The organism is Candidatus Binataceae bacterium (assembly GCA_035308025.1).
In the GTDB taxonomy this organism is placed as follows: domain Bacteria; phylum Desulfobacterota; class Binatia; order Binatales; family Binataceae; genus JAJPHI01.
Genome location: DATGHL010000022.1, coordinates 39727 through 57518, shown reverse-complemented (window position 1 = coordinate 57518; position 17792 = coordinate 39727). Strand labels below are relative to the sequence as shown.

The window sequence follows — 17792 nt, the reverse complement described above, 5'->3', positions numbered from 1 at the left end:
GTCAATGAGGGCCATATCAAAGCTCTAGCAACAAAATGAAGAAAACCCGCCAAATTATCACTTTTTGGCTAGCTTTACAATATTGACCCCCAAAAAAATAGAACGGATAATAACAGCTGCGACGGTGCTATCCGTTCCAGAACCAAAGAGGATATGATGCCCGATTCACCACCACTCGAAGTCCAAGTGAACTGGGACGAATCACGTGGAATGCCGATCGCGTTTTCGAACGTGTTCCTCATACAGCAGACGCCAAGTGAATTTTTTCTAACTTTTGGTGTTGTCGAGCCTCCATTTATTAGCACGGTGGCCCCGACGCCAGAACAAATTGAGAAACTCAAACGTGAAGGCGTAAAGGCCAAACCGATTATTAGGATAGCTATAACACCTCAAAGAATGGTAGAGCTGTTGCAATTGGTCCAAGGGCAACTAGCACAGTTTCAGACGACGCAGACACACTAGGGGACGGCCACATGGCAGCAGCAACGTTATTTACCATACCGAGCTTTACTGTACCGGGCGCTTCCAATTCGCTCCGCGTTGGAACAAGCACACAGAATGTCTGGGAAGAGCCCGCGCTCTCAGAGGGCATAATCGAGAGTTTAGAGGACGGCGGTTATGTCCTGCTGCAACCGATAAGATTTCAGTACAAGCGCGCCGGCTTCGGTTATATCGCCAGTTTCGATGAGGCGAATATCGCGATCTCAGGCATTACGAAGCAGGATGCGCGTCAAGCGCTCGAAATCGAAATCCTGGACGCTTTTGACGATTGGATAGCGGATGAAACTGCCTTAGGGGCGGAGCTTAAAAAGCAATTGGTCGTGCTCAAGAAGCATGTCCGGCGATGCTGACAGCAAGCGATGCGGAGACAATCGCACGCAAGCTTAAGGCCGAGTTCAGGCCAAAAAATCGTAAGCATAAAGTCGCAACAATCAGTGCCAACGGGAAAAAAATCGGACGATTCGGCATTCGGCGCGGCAGTGGCGAGTTATCGCACGACTACATCGCTCGACAGATTTTCATAAAATATTCTGACGCCGAGGGTATCGCTCAATGCCGCTTGTATTTCGATGATTACGAAAGACTTCTGAGAGAAAATGGGCATTATCCAGACTGAGAAGACTTCCAGCGCGTTTTTGCCGCCTTTCTGGCAATCTCCGATTTACGTTCTTTAGTCAGCTTTTCGGCTCGCGCTTTCCCGCCTTTCGCTCCGCCAAGCTTCCCAAGCGCGACGGCGGCGGGATTCCGGCTGTCCTGCTCGCGGTCCTCGACTTGACCCGTAGCTATGTCACCGATGAGCTTGGCAAGTTGGACCGGATCGCGCGGACGCTTCTTGCGGGTCTCCATGCGACTATTATCGCATAGCCGGAGCGGCGGCGCACGGCGGAATCAAGAGCGCCAGATTTCAAACTGACCCACTGCCCAGCCGTCAACTATCGCGGGAAGGCTCCGCGGCTCGCCGCTAGACTGTCCGCGCAATGACGGAAATACTGATGCCGTATGTCGGATAAATCGCGCCGCCGGGCCGCGCTCGCCAACCCGCATCGCGATCAGGTTCGCGCGACGCCGACGGCTGAATCGATCCGCTATCGGGTAGGACTCGCCGCGGAAGTAAAGCCCGGCCACTCGATGAAATTTCTGATGCCGATTCGCGGCGCTGACGAGGAGTGCTTCGTGATCAATTATCACGGCCATTTCCACGCCTACGTCAACCAGTGCCGTCACATCCCGATGGCGATGGATTGGGTGGACAATCAGTTCTTCGCCGAGCGCGGCCGCTACCTGATGTGCCAGACCCACAACGCCTATTACCAGCCCGATACCGGCGAATGCATCTCCGGGCCGCGCGGCGCCTGCGGCAAGTTTCTCTATCGAATCGAACTCAGCGTCGAGGATGGCGTGATTTACGCCAATCCGATGGACTATGAATTGGACGACGAATGAGCACGGACTGAATCGGCGGAGCGCATCAGTGTGCGTCGGCGGCGGTCGTGCGATAAAAGCGCGTGTGCCAGGTGAGATTGACGGAGGGGCGGCCGTTCTGCTCGATGAAGACGGCGGCTTGCACGTCCATCACCTGCTGATCGGGCATCACGTAACAGTGCAGATGCGAGAGTTCGTCCAGCGTGTTCATGCGGCCGGTAGGGCCAAACAGACCCATCGTCGGCGCGCGGAAGTGCAGATAGGCGGTAATCTCGGCGCGATCTGCGCCCTTCACCGATTTCACTTTGATCGCCTGGCGCTGATCGCTGACCTCGCTCCGATTGGCGACCGCGCCCTCGGCGTAGGTCAGCACCCACTGGCCATTGGCGCCGGCCTGCTTGTAACAGAGCGTATAGGCCTTGGTGAGCCAGATGGTGCGGCCGGCCAGCGGATCGATTGGGACGATCGAATCTACTCTCGGCACCGTCCCGTGCCAGCATCCGCGAAAGACTTCGGGCAGCGGAATCTCGTGCGTGCTGCCCTGGGCGCCGGGCGACGTCGGCGGAAGGGTAGATTCCTGACCCTGATTGGGCTTGATGACTGGCGGAATCGTCTCTTCCTGACGCTGGTTCTGATTACTAATCGGCGGCGCTGATACAGGCGGCGGTGGCGCGGGCAGGTTTTGCTGCGACGGCAGGGTCTGAATCTGATTAGCGCGCGCGCCGGCGAGGTCAAGGATTAGCGCGAAGCTGATCAGAATTGAAAAGAAGAGAAGTTTCGACGCGATGCGTGTCGGGCGGAACTTACTCGTACTCGTCGCCGAAATGAGCGCGCACGATACGGGCCTTGAGGTACTCGAGCGTACCCAGATCCTCGACGATGTCGCCGCCCGTATCGTAGAAAAAAAGCTCGCCATTCTTGGTGCGTCCGACCGCGATGATCCATTCGAGATCGTCGCGATCTTCGAGCAGGTAATTGATCGTCTGTGCCACGCCGCGGCCCGGAATGATCGTAATCTTCGGACGGGCCAGCTTTTCCTTTTCCTGCTTGGGCATCGCTTTGGTGCAGACCTCTGGCGGGGAGGCGTTAGAACCACCCTGGGCTAGATTACGGAGCGCCTTGAACCTAAGTCAATAGCATCTCGGCGACCGCTTCAAGGTGATGGGTCTGCGGAAAGAAATCGAAAGCGCGAACGCGGCCAAGGCGGTAGCCGGCGGCGGCGAGCCGGCCAAGATCGCGGAGCAGTGTTGAGGGGTCGCATGAGACGTAAAGCACCTGGGCCGCCTTGAGGCGCGCGACCGTCTCCATTAGCTGGGCGGCGCCGGTGCGCGGTGGATCGAGGATCACTAATTCGGGCCGATATCTGGCGCGTTCGAGGAACCGCGCGGTCTCCCGCGCCGGCATCGCGATGAACTGTGTGCGGCGCAAATTCATGCGCGCAGCGTTGTCGCGGGCCGCGGCGATCGCGTTGGCGTCGGCATCAACGCCGGTCACCGTGGCGCCGCGGCGCGCTGCGGGCAGGCTGAAATTGCCCGCGCCGCAAAAGAGGTCGAGCACCGAGGTCGCCTCGGTGATCTGCCCCAACTCCATCACGGCTGCGACCAGCCGCTGATTCTGTGCGTGATTAACCTGGCTGAAGCAATCGGCGGCTGCGCGAATTTCGCATCCCGGCTGTGGCGTCAGTGTGACGGTTACCTCGCCGGCCAGATCCCGCCGAGCCTTGCTGCGAAGGATAACGCCCGCGACTGCCCGGTCTGACGCGAAGATCGCGCGGACGGCGGCTAACGCACTGCCGGCGGGTGGCTGGGAGAGATGCACGATCAGAACCTGCCCGGCATCACCGGCGACAATCTCAATCTCGGTGCAGCGCGGGGCGAGGACGCGAGTGAGCACAGCGGCGGCTTCGAGTTCCGCGGCAGCGACCAGACAGCGCTCGACCGGAACGAGGTGATTGCTCTGCAGCTCATGAAAGCCCAGCGCGCCGTCGCGTCCGACCATCAGCCTGACGCGGGCGCGATAAGCGAATTCGGCCGGCGCCGGAAGGACCAGTTCCCGCGGATCGAGATCGATCGCGAAGGCGCGGCGAAACTCGGCGGCGAGCAGCTCGGCCTTGAGGCGAATCTGGGCGGCATAGATGATCTGCTGCCAGTCGCAGCCGCCGCAACGCGGTAAGTAGATGCAGGGCGGCTCACGCCGGTCGGGGCCGGGATGAATTACCCGCGGCGCGCCCGCGAGGGCGTAGTCGCGACGGTCGTCGGTTATCGCCGCTTCGACCAGATCCCCCGGCGCGACATTCGGCGTCATCACGATCTTGCCATCGAGATGGCCGAGGCCGTAAGGACCGAGGGTCATCGCGCTGATTTCGAATCGCTTCATAGCCGGTAGCGTCATTATATACTGGGCAGTTGACGGGTCGGCTCGAGCCGTCCGTTCTTGCGAGCATAATCAGTCAGACGGTGAACCCAGTGGCATTCGAACCCAGTCCTTCACCTGCGCTTGCCTCAGTCGAAGAGACCGATCAGGCGCGGCGCGCAAAGATCTTCCGCGAGCGGATGTTCGCGCGACTTCCGGCCGAGCTGGCCACGGACTTTCCAGCGGCGGATCGCCTGGTGCTCGCCGAGCAAGGCTTCGAGTTTTTCCGGCGGCGCGAAGAAGCGGTTAAGGTGCGCGCAGCGGCGGTTGCCGAGCACGACGGGCTGGTCGCGGTGGAAACCGTGATGCCCGATTGCCCGTTCATTGTGGACAGCATTCGGGAATATTTCCGGGGGCGCGGTCTGCCGCTGCGGACGCTGCTGCATCCGCGTTTTAACGTCAGTCGGGAAAGCGACGGTGCGGTCGTGTCATTCGAGCAGGGCAGCTCGGCGGAACGCGCCGAGTCGTTTACTCACGCGGAGATCGAGCTCAACGCGACCCCCGACGCCTGCCGCAGTATCGAGGCCGATCTGACCCGCGTGCTTAATCAGGTGCACCGCGCAACGGAAGACTTTCCGGCGATGACCGCGCGCGCCCTGCAGATTTGCGAGGAGACGGCGGCGGCGCGCGGGCTGGTCGAAGTTCGCGATTTTCTGCGCTGGCTGGTGCAGAGCGGCTTCGTCTTTCTCGGTTATCGCCGCTACCGGGTTGAGCCGTACGAGGGTCGCCCGAGTATCGTGACCGAGGCCGGGACGGGTCTCGGGATCATGCGCGACGAGTCCAATTCACGTTTCGCCTCGCCCAAGCCACTCGACGACCTCGACGATGGCTTGCGCCGCCTGCTCTTCGATCATCCGGCGCTGATCGTCGGCAAAACGCGCGCCGAGTCGGAAGTTCATCGACGCGCGCTGATGGACGATATCACGATCCGGCGCTGCGACGCGGCGGGCCGTGCCATCGGTTTTGATCGTTTTCTGGGACTCTTCACCTCGAAGGCCCTGACCGAGGAAGCCGAGCACATCCCGGTGCTGCGGGCGAAGCTGCGCGAGTTGATCGAGGCGGAGGGCGTCGCGGCAGGAACGCACGATTACAAGGCGCTGGTGGCGGCCTTTAACGGCTTTCCCAAGCAGGAACTGTTTCGCGCGCGGATCGACGAATTGCGCCGGCAGTTGCACGTGATTCTTGACGTCGAGAACGAGGCCGAGGTGCGCCTGCGGCTGGCGAGCGACGCGGTGCGCGGCGTGGTGATCGCATTGGTGATAATGCCGCGTGATCGGTTTTCGGCGGAAGTCCGCGAGCGGATCCAGGCGGCGCTGGCGGCGCAGCTCGGAGGGCGGCTGGTCTATTACCACCTTGCGCTCGGCGAGAGCTACACGGCGCGCCTGCATTTCTGCTTTGCGGCGACGCCGCCGCCCCCCGCAGTGGAGGAGGAGCTGAGCGAGGAGATCGTGCGCCTGGCGCGAAGCTGGGAAGATTTGCTGCAAGAGCGCCTGAGCGGGCAGTTCGGGACGGCGCGAGGGCGCGAGCTGTTCGCGCGCTGGACGCCCGCCTTCACGGTGCAGTACCGCGCCAGCACGCCGCCGGAGCTGGCGGCCGACGATATCGATCAGGTCGAACGGCTGGGCGGCGAAGGCCGCTTCAGCGTGCTGATCGGCGCCGCCGCCGGCGGCGCCGATCAGCAGACCAGCGAGCTGCGCCTCTATGAGTTCGGCGAGGCGCCAATCCTGTCGGAACTGGTGCCGGTGCTGCAGAACTTCGGCATCTCGGTGATTTCCGAAGAAGCGCACGAGTTCCATTTGCACTCCGGCACGCAGCCGCAGCCGGCTTATGTGCAGGCTTTTCGTGTCCGCACGCTTGACGGTGAACCACTCGAACGGACGCCGGGCGCGGCGCTGCTCGCCGACGCCCTGGTAGCGGTGCGCACAGGCCGGGCGGAGGACGATCCGCTCAACGCGCTGACCCTCAGCGCGGGCCTTGAGTGGCGCGAAACGGCCTTGATCCGCGCCTACCTGGCTGCGGCCTTCCAGATGCGCCTGGCGCCGGCGCGTCCGGCCACGCGCCGGCCGTTTTTGCTCTGTCCGCAGCTCGCGCGCATTCTGGTTAAGCTTTTTCGCGCGCGCTTCGATCCCGGACAGGAGGCGCTTGCTGGTGCACTCGAAGAGTTGCGCGAGAATTACTTCGCCGAGCTGGCCGGGGTTGAGAATATCGGCGACGATCGCTTTGCCCGCACCGTCCTCGCGATGGTGGAGGCGACCACGCGCAGCAACTATTTCAGCGACGCGCCGGCGCCCTATATCGCGCTCAAGTTTGCGAGCGCAAAAATCCCGGGCTTGCCGGATACGGCCCCGTTGTACGAAATCCACGTCGACTCGCCGGCGATGGCCGGATGTCATTTGCGCGGCGGCACAATCGCGCGCGGCGGGATTCGCTACAGCGATCGCTTCGACGACTATCGCACGGAAATTCTCGACCTGATGAAGACCCAGACGGTCAAGAACGCGATCATTGTGCCGACCGGCGCCAAGGGCGGGTTCATCGTCAAGAGCCGGCCGGGCCGCGCACCTGATCGCGCCGCAGTGGTTGACGCCTACTCGACGCTGATCAACGCGATGCTCGAACTGACCGACAACGTCGTCGAGGGCCGCGTGGTTCATCCGGCCGGCGTGCGCGTGCGGGACGACGACGGCGCCTACCTGGTCGTCGCCGCCGACAAGGGCACGGCAGCGTTTTCAGACATCGCCAACGGGCTCGCGGAGGCTCGCGGCTTCTGGCTCGGCGACGCCTTCGCCTCGGGTGGCGAACATGGCTACGACCACAAGCGGCTCGGAATCACGGCGCGCGGCGCCTGGGAATCCGCCAAGCGCCATCTGCGCGAGCTGGGCCGCGACCTGCTGCGCGGGGCGCCCGTGACGGTGGTGGGCATTGGCGACATGTCGGGCGATGTCTTCGGCAACGGGATGTTGCAATCCGACAATCTCAAGCTGATCGCCGCCTTCGATCATCGCCATATCTTCATCGATCCGAATCCCGATCCGGTGAAAAGCTACGCCGAGCGCAAGCGCCTGTACGAACAGCCGAGTTCGCAGTGGTCGGATTACGATCCCACCCTGATCAGCGACGGCGGCGGGGTTTTCCGGCGCGGACAAAAGCGCATCCAACTCAGTCCGGCTGCGCAGTTGGCGCTCGGCTGCGCCAGCGCCGAGCTTGATGCCGACAGCCTGGTCCAGACTATCCTGCGCGCTCCGGTTGATCTTTTGTACAACGGCGGCATCGGGACTTACGTCAAGGCGCAGAGCGAGAGCGATGCCGCGGTCGGCGACCATGCCAACGACTCCTGCCGCGTGACGGCTGGGGAACTGCACTGCAAAATCGCGGTCGAAGGCGGGAACCTCGGCTTCACGCAAAAAGCGCGTATCGAATACGCAGCCGCGGGCGGCCGGATCAACACCGACGCGATCGATAACTCCGCGGGCGTCGATATGTCCGATCACGAGGTCAACCTCAAGATTCTGCTGCAGCCGGTGGTCGCACGCGGCGCCTTGAGCGAGGGCAAGCGCAATCGCCTGCTCGCGGCCGCGGCCGAAGAAGTCGCCGCGAGCGTGTTGCGCGACAATCGCGATCAGGCGCTGCTGCTGAGCCTCGAGCAAGCGCGCGGCCGGAGCGATCCGGCGGCCATCGCTGAGCATGCCAGCGTGCTTGCCCAGCGCGCGTTAGTGCGTCCGGAGATGCGCTCGCAGCCGGGCGCGCCGGGCTTCACGCGGCCGGAATTCGCCGAACTGACGGCGGTGAGCAAGATCGACCTCGCGTCGGTGTTGACGTCAAGCGAACTCGCCGAAGACCCATATCTGGTCGAGCGCTACTTGCGGCCCTACTTCCCGGGGGCCATCGCCAATGAATTCGCGGCCGACCTGCCCAATCACGGTTTGCGGCGCGAGTTGATCGCGACCCGCGTCGCCAACGAATTGGTGGATCTGATGGGTTCGGCCTTTGTCTTCAATCTGCAGCTTGACTTCGATCTGGAAACTTTCGCGGCGGTGCTAGCTTGGCTTATCGCCGCAGACGTGATCGATCTGCGCGCTCGTGCTGACCAGGTCCATCGGGATGCGGCGGGGATGGAGGCAACCGCGGAAGTCGAAACCTTCCTGGCGTTGGGCGAGACCGCGCGGCGCGCCTGCGCCTGGTCGATTACCCGTGCGGAACGGGCGTCAAGCGAAAGCCTCGGCGCGATCGTGGAGCGTTTCAAACCCGCCTTCGCCGATCTGCTGCAGCATCTCGAGGACGCACTCACCGGCGTCGAGCGCGAACGCTTCGAGCGCACCTATCGCGAGTTACGCGCGTCGGTGCAACAGGAAGCGCTGGCGCTTGAACTGGCGCGGCTGGGTTTCGCCAATCATCTGCTCAACATTCTCGATTTAAGTTTTGCCGGGGTCGGCGACGCGGCGGAAATTGCGCGGGTCTATTTCGGTATGAGCGAGCAGTTTGATTTCGCGACGCTCGAAGGCGCGATTGACGGGCTGCGTCATCGGGACAGGTGGGAGCGGCGCGCCGCGAGTGATTTGCGCGCGGAGCTAGCCTGGGCGCGGATCCAGCTCTGCCGCGCACGGCTTCGCACCGGCGGTAATGGCGCGCCGCCGCCCGCGAATGGACGCCGACGCAGCGAGCTCGAGGTTGATCGCCTGATGCGGGACTTGCGCGCGATGCCCGCGTTAAGCCTGGCGCCGATTCAGGTGACCGTGCGCGCGATCGCCCGACTGGCGAATCTGGCCTGAGTCCGAGCCTAAGCTTGCGCGTCGACGCTGGCGAGCGGCGCTGGCGCCGGTAAGGGCTGCACTGGGACGACCTGCTCCGCGCGGTCGCCCACCAGGTCCTGATAGAGCCGCGCACTCGCCGCCACAAAGAAGGCCATCGTCACGTAGGTTGTAGCGACCGCCGCGAATTCAACCAGAAAAATCACGGCCCAGAAATATCCGGTGAGCACGCCGACCGGTCCGAGGATCAGACTGACGACGAAGAAGACCGCCGCCGCCCATGAGTCGTAGCCCGACCAGACCGCGAGAAATACGACGACCCTCGTTGCGACCCGGAAGAAGCGCTTGCGCATCAGATCCCGGCTGAACAACAGCGCGTGGAAACTGTGCTTGCCATCGAAGGCCAGCGCGTATTCCGCGAAGTAGAGCCAGAGGTAGAGCGTCGGCGCAAGCACGATCAAAACGACGTCGAGCAGATAGAGCAGAAGCGCCAGCCAGGCGTCGCCAACCACGTAGATGCGCAGGATGAACAGGGCGACAAACGGCACGGCCAGATGCAAAATCACCACCCAGAAGAAGGCGGGCAGCAGCTTCACCGAATCCTGCCAGATCGCGATCACTGCGGTCGCGACTGGCTCCTGGAGCGCTCCGGAGCGCATCCGGCGCACCGCGCATAGCACCACCAGCTCGCCGGCGAAGGCCAGGATCAGAACCATCAGGTGGAACAGCGAGATGGCCCATGGCGGGAAGAGCGGCGCGGTATCCGCGAGCGAAGGCGCGTAGGGCTCCTGGATCGGAAGCCACGCGACGTGACGCGTCCCCGGCGTAAAGCGATCGGCGAGCAGATGCTGCAGATTGAGCGCGTCGGGCAACAGGCAGACCGCAGCAAGCAAGGCCAGCGGCGCCAGTCCGATCGCGAGTGTAAGCCAGTTGCCGCGCAGGTCATTCACGGCGTTGCCGAGATAGATGAAACTGCTCTTGAGGCGAGGTTGCGTCACAATCGAACGAGCCTGCCATTGCGCCGATTTGAACACAAGCTGCGCGTCGCATGACCGCGCCTCGCGACAGCTGGGCGCGATCGCGCTATAGTTCCGCCTCGATGGCTGACGAGAATTTGGCCGCGCGCGTAGCGCACGAAAACAAGCAGATCCGCAGGCTGCGCTTTCTGGTCGATCTGGTCTTCGCGACGATCGCGCAGGACGACACGATGACCCTCGAGGAAGCGTGGGAACACGTGCGCGGGCTCAAGGGCGCCGCGGTCGCGATGTTTCCCGGCAAGGACGACACCTTCGACCTGATCTACCTGCCGCGTTTTGCGCGCCTGCTGCGCGAAAAATTCCGTGCCAACTAGCGGGCGCGCTGTCGCCGACCTGCACCAGCTCAGCGGGCATCTCGACTCCTCCGGGCAGTCTCGCACAGTCGTCTTTGGCGAAACCGTAACTGCGATATGCGAGCGGCATGCGCCGCTCGACGATGTGGTTCTGCCGGGCTTCATCGATCTGCAGGTCAACGGCGCTTACGGAATCGACGTCATGTCAGCTTCGATCGAGGACGTTCTCAGGCTCTCATACGCACTCGCGCGCGAGGGCACGACAAGCTGGCTGCCGACCGTTATCACCGCGCCGCTGGAGACGATCGAGCGCTGCGACGCTATGATCGCCGCGGCGATGACGCGTCAGCGCGAAGCTGCGCAAAGCCCGTCCGACGCTCGCAAGCTGAGCGGCGCGACGATCCTCGGGATGCATCTTGAAGGACCGTTTATTTCACCTCGCCATCTCGGCGCACATCCGCCGCTGCAGCGCCTGCCGCATGGCGAGGCGCTCGCCCGGATGCTCGCGCTCAAAACTCTCCGGCTGATAACCCTTGCGCCGGAACTTGACGGCGCGCTTGGCGCGATTCGGCAATTTGTCGCGCGGGGCGTTACCGTCTCACTGGGTCACAGCGACGCGACCTGCGATGAGGCGTTGGCGGCCGTCGCCGTCGGCGCCCGCATGTTTACGCATCTCTTCAACGCGATGCGCCCGCTGCATCATCGCGAGCCGGGTATCGTTGGTGCGGCGCTGACACCCTCGCCGGCAGCCGCCGCGATTATTCCGGACCGCGTGCATATTCATCCGGCGATGTTTGCGTTAGTGCGAGCGGCTCGGACGGTCGGGCAAACCCTCGTCGCCAGCGACTGCGTCGCGCTGGCCGGTGTGCAGCCCGACGCTGAGCTACCGATGTTTGGCGACGCTTCGCGCCGGGTACAAGTCCGAGAAGGCGCGGCGCGTTTCCCCGACGGCGCGCTGGCGGGCGGCGTCGTCACGATGCTCGAGGGGCTGCGGCTCACCGTAAACGATCCCGTTTTCGGCGGCGGTCTCGATCCCTTCGGCTATGCTCAGATGGCCGCCGAGGGTCCGGCGCGAGTCCTCGGGTTGGCCGATCGCGGCGCGGTCGCGCTGGGCAAACGCGCTGATTTGATCCTGCTCGACCGCGCGCTAAATTTGAAAGCGGTCTTTGTCGACGGTCACGAAATCGACTGATCCGCGGTTACCGCCAGGAACCCGCAATGCCTCTGAATCGCGCCTGCCTCGGCAAAGCATATTCCAGCGCGCCGGCCGACGTGACGCTCGCTTCGATTCAAAACTACGCGCGCGCCTGCAGCGATGATAATCCGCGTTACTTCGATGCCGACGTCCCCGGCGGCATCGTCGCGCCACCGCTGTACCCGGTGGTGGTCACCTGGCTTCCGCTCATTACCGCGCTGACTGATCCCGAGCTCCGCGCCGACCTGCTCCGCCTGCTGCATACTGCGCAGGAGATGGAGTTGCTCGCGCCGATCCGTCCGGGGGATCGGATTTTTCCCGCAGCGCGCATCGCCGCGATCGCGTCGGTCAGCGGCGGTGAATCGCTGACGCTCGAGCTGCGCGCGTCGAACCAGCACGACCAAGCCGTCAGCCGCATCCGCTTCACCGTTTTGATCCGAGGTCGGCGCGCTCCGGCGGCCGGATCCGAGTTGCATGTTCCGAACGACGCAGTCGCGCGCGGCGCATCCTTATGGGAGGTCACCGAAACGATTGCTCTCGATCAGACTTTTCGCTACGCGGAAGCCTCGGGCGATCGCAATCCTATACATGTTGACGACAATGTCGCCAACATGGCGGGCCTGCCGGGCATTATCGTTCACGGCCTGTGCGCGATGGCCTTCGCGGCTCGCGCCGTGACTGACACGCTCTGCGGCGGCGACCCGCTTCGCCTGAAACAGCTCGCCGTGCGCTTTGCCCGTCCAATCTTCCCGGGCGATTCGCTCACTACTTCGATTTGGTCCGCTGACGAAGGCGGCGAACACCGGCGCTTTTCCTTCGAGACCGCCAACGCCGGCGGCATCGTCGTGATGCGCGACGGCCGCGCAGAAATCCGCTCCCCTTGAGAAGCCGATGACGCGCCAGCTCACCCTCGGCCTCTCGCTTTCGTTGACGGGCAAATACGCCGCGATGGGGCGTCAAGGCGAGAGGGCCCTGCGCCTGTTCGTCGCTGACGCGAACGAAGCCGGCGGCGTCATCGTCCGCGGGCAGCATTATGATGTCGCCCTGCGCTGTCTCGACGACGCCAGCCGGATTGATCGCGCGCGCGAAATCTATCGCGAACTGTGTTTCGGTCGCCCTTGCGACCTGATCTTCGGCCCCTACTCAAGCGGGCTGACGCGCGTCGCCGCGCCATTGTGCGAGGAGGCGGGTCGCCTGATGATCAATCACGGCGGCGCAGCCGATCAGCTTCACGCCCATAACGTCCGGATGCTCGTGAGCGTTCTCACCCCGGCCAGCGCGTATATGACCGGCCTGATAGATCTACTCGCCACGCTCAAGTTCTGGCGCAAGCGGCTGGCCGTCGCGACCGCCCCCACCCCTTTCGCCGGGGCGATTAGCGCCGGCCTCGAACGCGCCGCCAAGACCCGACGCGCCTGGCTGCACGGCGTCCGGCTGCGCATGAAATACGCGGGCACCTTCCGCCCTGAGCACACGCCCGCGAGCCTGTCGCGCGCAATCCGCCGCAACCGGATCAACGCTTTCGTGAGCGCCGGAGGTTATGACTACGACCTCGCGATGATGCGTGTGGCGTCCGCCCGTGAGCTCAAAGTTCCGGTGCTCGGATGTGTTGCTGCGGGCGTCGAGCGCTTCCGCCAGGACCTCGGCGACGACGCCGAAGGTATCGTTGGTCCGAGCCAATGGGAGCGCGATTTCAACATCGTGCCGGAGCTGGGGCCGCGACCGGCCGAATTTTCGCGCAGAATCCTCGCGGCGGGCAGCACTTGCGATTATCCCGCAGCGCAGATTTACGCTGCCGGGCTAATCACTCTGGCGGCGGTCCGCGCCTGCGATTCGCTTGATCAAGTTCAATTGCGCGCCGCCTTCGCCGACCTGCGAACTACAACCTTTTTCGGCGATTTCGCTATCGATCGCGAAACAGGCCGCCAAATCGGCCACCAGATGCTGCTCGTACAATGGCACGAGGGGCGCAAACAGATTATCGACCCAGAGCCGCAAGCCGAGGGCGGCAACCTCGAATTCCCGAGCGCGTGGCGGATGATCCTTGGCGCGGCGGATTTATTCAGACTTAGCCGGCGCGAGAAAATTCCTGACGAGACGAACCCGCCGCCGCGCTCCTTTTGACCTTGGGCGAAGGTTGATCCTGTCGGAGGCGTTCACGGCGACTCTTGAGCGGGCGGCGCACCGACCCGCACGAGGACCATCGCATTGAGGCGATGCTCCTTGGAGTCCCACGGAAACACGGCTTCACGCGCGACGACGGCGGCCGGGACGTCGAGTATTTGGAGATCGCGTTGCCGCACGACGACCCATCGCGTCGCGCCTGTATTGATCGACTGATCCAGTTCGCGTCGCGATTCATAGGTCGGCACCGAGTGCGGCAGATCGAGGTAATAGACGGGACCGCCCACCCGATAGAAAGCGAGCGCGGCCGTGTCCGCACCAATCAGGTCGCGGATCCGATAGGCGAAGGGTTTCTCGCCGCGCCAGGCGTCGCCCGCAGGCATCGCGAAAACGAAAAAATAAAACATGAAGAGCCACGCGACGGTCGCCGTGGCGAAAAAGACCCGGGCCGAGGTCAAGCGGCGCAGCGCCCAGCAGAGCGCGAGCGCGGAGCCAATCCAATACACCGCCAAAACCCCGCGCTCGGGTGCATTCGGCAGCAAGGCGTAGGGATCCGGCATGAAGAGCCGCGGTGGAAGAAAGGCAAGGCTCGAAACAGTCACCGCGATAACGATCGCGGCGAAACCAAGTTTGAGCAAGATCCGCGCGGTCCGGCTTAACCGGTCGAGCGGTTCGGCGAGTAATCGCGCCACGAGTATCGCGGCGGCGGGCAATATCGGGAGCAGATAATAACTGCGCCGCGAACCCGCGAGGGTAAAAAAAATGAACGTTGCCCAGAAAAAACTCAGCACGAAGCGATCTCTATCCCGCTCAGTGCGGGCTTCCTGATTCGCTCGATGCGCGTGCGCGAGCGCCGCGGGCAAATACACCGACCACGGCGCCATCAGCGCGAAGATTACGTAGGTATACAGGTAGATTGGCCCGACGTGATCGAACGGGGCGAAATAACGCACGACGTTCTCGCGATAGACCATCGCCAGCCCTTTGGCCGAGCCGGTTTGCTCGTGCGAGATGGCGAACGGCCAGTAGTAGATGCTGGCGGCAACCGCAATTGCGATCGGCGTACGCCAGTTGAAGAACCATCGATGGCGCTCCAGCGCGTAGCCAATGCGGTCGGACAATGAGCCGAGCAGCATTCCTCCAGTGAACGAGTTCCAGCCGTCGGCGAAGGATGAGTAAACGCCGATCACCAAAAGCGGCAGGACAAAGCCGAGCAAGCCCTTGGTCAGAGAGGTCAGCGCCATAATGATCCAGAGCGCGAGGATCCACCATCCGATGGGGCGATGCTGATAGCGCAAAAAAAGCGTTAGTGCTGCGAGCTCGCCGGCGACGGTCTCGACGTCGGCGGAAGCGTGGCGAGAAAAAAATACGAAACTGAAGCTCGTGGCGAGAACGGCGGCGGCGAATACACCGGTGCGCAAGTCGTAGAGGCGGCGGGTCAGCAGAATCACGAGTGCGACCGCGATCAAGCCCGCAACCGCGCACGGAATGCGCGCGGCCGCTTCGTTCATCCCGCCGGTCAGCCAGGTTGCGGCTATGACCAACCAATAGGAGCCGAGCGGCTTGTCATAATAGACGTGACCGTTAAGCGTCGGCCAAAAATAGTTGTGTGTGACGAGCATCTCGCGGGCGATCTCGGCCCAGCGGAACTCGGACGCCCACAGCGCGCGCGTCCCCAGACGCGCGAAGAAGAGAATCGCGGCCAAGGCGATTACGATCGGCGCCGCATCGCGCCACGCGGAGTCTCGCGCCGGCATCGGCTCGGCGCTCCCCGCGCGCGAATCGCCCTCCAATCTGGCCTTTACCATCGACCGCAAGGGTTGCAATACGAATTGACGCGGGCAAGCGCCTGCACATCGCCGCGCGACGGTAGCCGCAACCCTCGACGCCCGTTAGTCTGACTGATCCATGCCGGCCGCAGCCCGGCGGATCGAGGATAATAACCCTATGAGTTCGGGGCATAGTTCGGGCGAGGCCGCTGGGCGCAAGCCCAATCGCTTAATCAAAGAGCAGAGTCCTTACCTGCGTCAGCACGCTCACAATCCGGTGGATTGGTATCCCTGGGGCGAGGAGGCGCTCACCCGCGCGCGCGAGGAGGGCAAGCCGATCCTGCTTTCGATCGGCTATTCAGCCTGCCACTGGTGTCACGTGATGGAGCGGGAGTCGTTCGAGAACGAGGCTATCGCGCGCGCGATGAACGACAACTTCGTTGCGATTAAGGTCGATCGCGAGGAGCGTCCGGACCTCGATCAGATCTACATGGACGCCGTGCAGTTGCTGACCGGCCGCGGCGGATGGCCGTTGACGGTCTTTTTGACGCCGGAGACCCGGCCGTTTTACGGCGGCACCTACTTTCCGCCGGAGGATCGCCAGGGGATGCCGGGCTTTGCACGCGTTCTCGCCGCGATCACCAACGCTTATCACAACAAACCCGACGACATCCGCAGCAATGTCGAGCGGCTCGCGAAAGCGCTCACCGCGATGGCCGTGCCGGAGGGTGGCGGCGCGATCAAGCCGGGTCTGATGATCGAGGCGGCGCGGGCGTTGACGCAGCATTACGACAGTGAACACGGCGGAATCGGCGGCGCGCCGAAATTTCCCAACACCTTCGTTTTTGCAATTTTCCTGCGCGCTTTCGCCCGCAGCCGCGCCGCCAACTATGCCGAGATGATTCGCCATACGCTGACCAAGATGGCCAGGGGCGGCATCTATGATCAGCTTGGCGGCGGCTTCCATCGCTACAGCGTCGATGATCATTGGCTCGTGCCGCACTTCGAAAAGATGCTCTACGACAACGCGCTGCTGGGGCGGCTTTATCTGGACGCCGCGCGAGCGCTTGACGAGCCGGCATTCGCGCAGGTCGCGCGCGAGACGCTCGACTATGTGATCCGCGAGATGACCAGCCCAGAGGGCGGCTTCTATGCGAGTCAAGACGCCGATAGCGAGGGTGAAGAGGGCAAATTCTTCGTCTGGACGCCGGCGGAATTTCACGCCGTGCTGGGCGAGGAGCTGGCGACGATCGCCGCGCGCTACTTCGACGTCACCGCCGAGGGCAACTTCGAGTCGAGTAACATTCTGCATCGCACGATCGATGTCTCATCAGCGGCAAAGATGTTTCGAATGGACGAAGCCACGATGACTGCGAAGCTTGCCGCGGCGCGGGAAAAACTATTTGCCGCGCGCGAGCAGCGCGTTCATCCGGGGCGCGACGACAAGATTCTCGCGGCCTGGAACGGCATGATGATCAGCGCGTTGGCGCAGGGCTATCGCGCACTCGGCGAGCAGCGCTATCTGGTGGCGGCGCAGCGTGCAGCGGACTTCGCGATGAGCCGCCTCTGGGATGGCCACGCGCTGCGACGCTCCTGCACGGACGGCGTCGCGCGCTTCAACGCCTACCTCGAAGATTATGCGCTGCTCACCGGCGCGATGATTGATACTTATGAGGCCTCGCTCGACCCGCGCTATCTCGCTCACGCGCAGACTCTGGCCGCGGTGATGCTCGAGCGTTTCGAGGATCGCGAGGCGGGCGGATTCTTCTTTACCTCGGACGATCATGAACGGCTGATCGCGCGCTCCAAGCAGGCGTTTGACGGCTCGACGCCATCGGGGAACAGCGCCGCCGTGATGGCGTTGCTGCGTTTGCACGCCTATACCGGCGACGAGCGCTACATGAAAGCCGCCGACCTGACGCTCTGCCTGTTTGCGCCGATGATGGAGAAGCAACCATTTGCCTTCGCGCACATGCTCGAAGCGGTGGACCTTTATGAGAACGGCCCCACCGAAATAGCTTTGGTCGGCGATCGCGCTTCGCCCGAATTCGCTGGCTGGCTCAAGGCGCTCGGCAAAATCCACGTCCCGGATCTCGCGCTCTACGCGATCGCGCCCGACGCGACTGACGCTGCGATGGTGCCCGAAGCGCTGCGCGGCAAGCGCCAGATCGAAGGGCGGCTCACGGCCTACCTATGCCGCAATCACGCCTGCTCGGCGCCGATGACCAAGCTCGAAGAGTTGCTGCAGGCGCTGCGCGACCAGGGAAAGTCCTAGGCGAAGCGTCAGGCCG

General features: G+C 63.2%; 16 protein-coding genes. 10 read left to right on the top strand and 6 right to left on the bottom strand.

Annotated features, from left to right (window positions below; all coding sequences use genetic code 11):
• Window positions 1-156: 156 nt before the first annotated feature.
• From VKS22_06325 to VKS22_06315, 3 genes are read left to right on the top strand one after another with little or no spacing between them, the layout of a single operon-like run.
• The gene (locus tag VKS22_06325) at window positions 157-462 is read left to right on the top strand and encodes a DUF3467 domain-containing protein (protein ID HLW70221.1); all 306 of its coding nucleotides are present in this window, start codon (window positions 157-159) and stop codon (window positions 460-462) included.
• An 11-nt stretch (window positions 463-473) separates the two neighbouring features.
• Complete coding sequence (locus VKS22_06320; protein HLW70220.1) at window positions 474-851, top strand: hypothetical protein; 378 nt, start codon at window positions 474-476, stop codon at window positions 849-851.
• Window positions 845-1117: a hypothetical protein gene (locus VKS22_06315; GenBank protein ID HLW70219.1), complete on the top strand. Its 273-nt coding sequence runs from the start codon at window positions 845-847 to the stop codon at window positions 1115-1117. The genes VKS22_06320 and VKS22_06315 overlap by 7 nt, the downstream gene beginning before the upstream one ends.
• On the opposite strand, the gene VKS22_06310 is transcribed toward VKS22_06315, so the two are convergent.
• Window positions 1105-1347, bottom strand: coding sequence for a hypothetical protein (locus tag VKS22_06310; protein HLW70218.1), 243 nt, complete (start codon window positions 1345-1347; stop codon window positions 1105-1107). The two genes, VKS22_06315 and VKS22_06310, sit on opposite strands and share 13 nt — an antisense overlap.
• A gap of 153 nt (window positions 1348-1500) precedes the next feature.
• Here VKS22_06310 and VKS22_06305 point away from each other — a divergent pair, with 153 nt between their 5' ends.
• Complete coding sequence (locus VKS22_06305; protein ID HLW70217.1) at window positions 1501-1944, top strand: Rieske 2Fe-2S domain-containing protein; 444 nt, start codon at window positions 1501-1503, stop codon at window positions 1942-1944.
• Window positions 1945-1969: 25 nt separating this feature from the next.
• Here the strand turns inward: VKS22_06305 and VKS22_06300 are convergent, their stop codons facing one another.
• From VKS22_06300 to VKS22_06290, 3 genes are all read right to left on the bottom strand, one after another.
• A complete protein-coding gene (locus VKS22_06300) occupies window positions 1970-2407 on the bottom strand; it encodes a hypothetical protein (protein HLW70216.1) in 438 nt (145 codons plus the stop codon).
• 319 nt (window positions 2408-2726) lie between these two features.
• A complete protein-coding gene (locus VKS22_06295; protein HLW70215.1) occupies window positions 2727-2978 on the bottom strand; it encodes a hypothetical protein in 252 nt (83 codons plus the stop codon).
• A 70-nt stretch (window positions 2979-3048) separates the two neighbouring features.
• Entirely contained in the window at window positions 3049-4299 is a 1251-nt protein-coding gene (locus VKS22_06290) for a methyltransferase domain-containing protein (GenBank protein ID HLW70214.1), read from the bottom strand.
• An 89-nt stretch (window positions 4300-4388) separates the two neighbouring features.
• Here VKS22_06290 and VKS22_06285 point away from each other — a divergent pair, with 89 nt between their 5' ends.
• On the top strand, window positions 4389-9104 hold the full coding sequence (locus tag VKS22_06285) for an NAD-glutamate dehydrogenase domain-containing protein (GenBank protein HLW70213.1): 4716 nt from the start codon (window positions 4389-4391) through the stop codon (window positions 9102-9104).
• An 8-nt stretch (window positions 9105-9112) separates the two neighbouring features.
• Here the strand turns inward: VKS22_06285 and VKS22_06280 are convergent, their stop codons facing one another.
• Entirely contained in the window at window positions 9113-10081 is a 969-nt protein-coding gene (locus tag VKS22_06280) for a hypothetical protein (protein HLW70212.1), read from the bottom strand.
• Window positions 10082-10182: 101 nt separating this feature from the next.
• Between VKS22_06280 and VKS22_06275 the strand changes: the two genes are divergently transcribed.
• From VKS22_06275 to VKS22_06260, 4 genes are read left to right on the top strand one after another with little or no spacing between them, the layout of a single operon-like run.
• The gene (locus tag VKS22_06275) at window positions 10183-10434 is read left to right on the top strand and encodes a hypothetical protein (protein ID HLW70211.1); all 252 of its coding nucleotides are present in this window, start codon (window positions 10183-10185) and stop codon (window positions 10432-10434) included.
• Window positions 10424-11605: an N-acetylglucosamine-6-phosphate deacetylase gene (nagA, locus tag VKS22_06270; protein ID HLW70210.1), complete on the top strand. Its 1182-nt coding sequence runs from the start codon at window positions 10424-10426 to the stop codon at window positions 11603-11605. Before VKS22_06275 ends, nagA begins: the two co-directional genes overlap by 11 nt.
• Before the next feature lie 26 nt (window positions 11606-11631).
• The gene (locus VKS22_06265; protein ID HLW70209.1) at window positions 11632-12492 is read left to right on the top strand and encodes a MaoC/PaaZ C-terminal domain-containing protein; all 861 of its coding nucleotides are present in this window, start codon (window positions 11632-11634) and stop codon (window positions 12490-12492) included.
• 7 nt (window positions 12493-12499) lie between these two features.
• Window positions 12500-13732, top strand: coding sequence for an ABC transporter substrate-binding protein (locus tag VKS22_06260; GenBank protein HLW70208.1), 1233 nt, complete (start codon window positions 12500-12502; stop codon window positions 13730-13732).
• A gap of 32 nt (window positions 13733-13764) precedes the next feature.
• On the opposite strand, the gene VKS22_06255 is transcribed toward VKS22_06260, so the two are convergent.
• The gene (locus VKS22_06255; protein ID HLW70207.1) at window positions 13765-15489 is read right to left on the bottom strand and encodes a glycosyltransferase family 39 protein; all 1725 of its coding nucleotides are present in this window, start codon (window positions 15487-15489) and stop codon (window positions 13765-13767) included.
• A 190-nt stretch (window positions 15490-15679) separates the two neighbouring features.
• Here VKS22_06255 and VKS22_06250 point away from each other — a divergent pair, with 190 nt between their 5' ends.
• The gene (locus tag VKS22_06250) at window positions 15680-17776 is read left to right on the top strand and encodes a thioredoxin domain-containing protein (protein ID HLW70206.1); all 2097 of its coding nucleotides are present in this window, start codon (window positions 15680-15682) and stop codon (window positions 17774-17776) included.
• The last annotated feature ends 16 nt before the right edge of the window (window positions 17777-17792 follow it).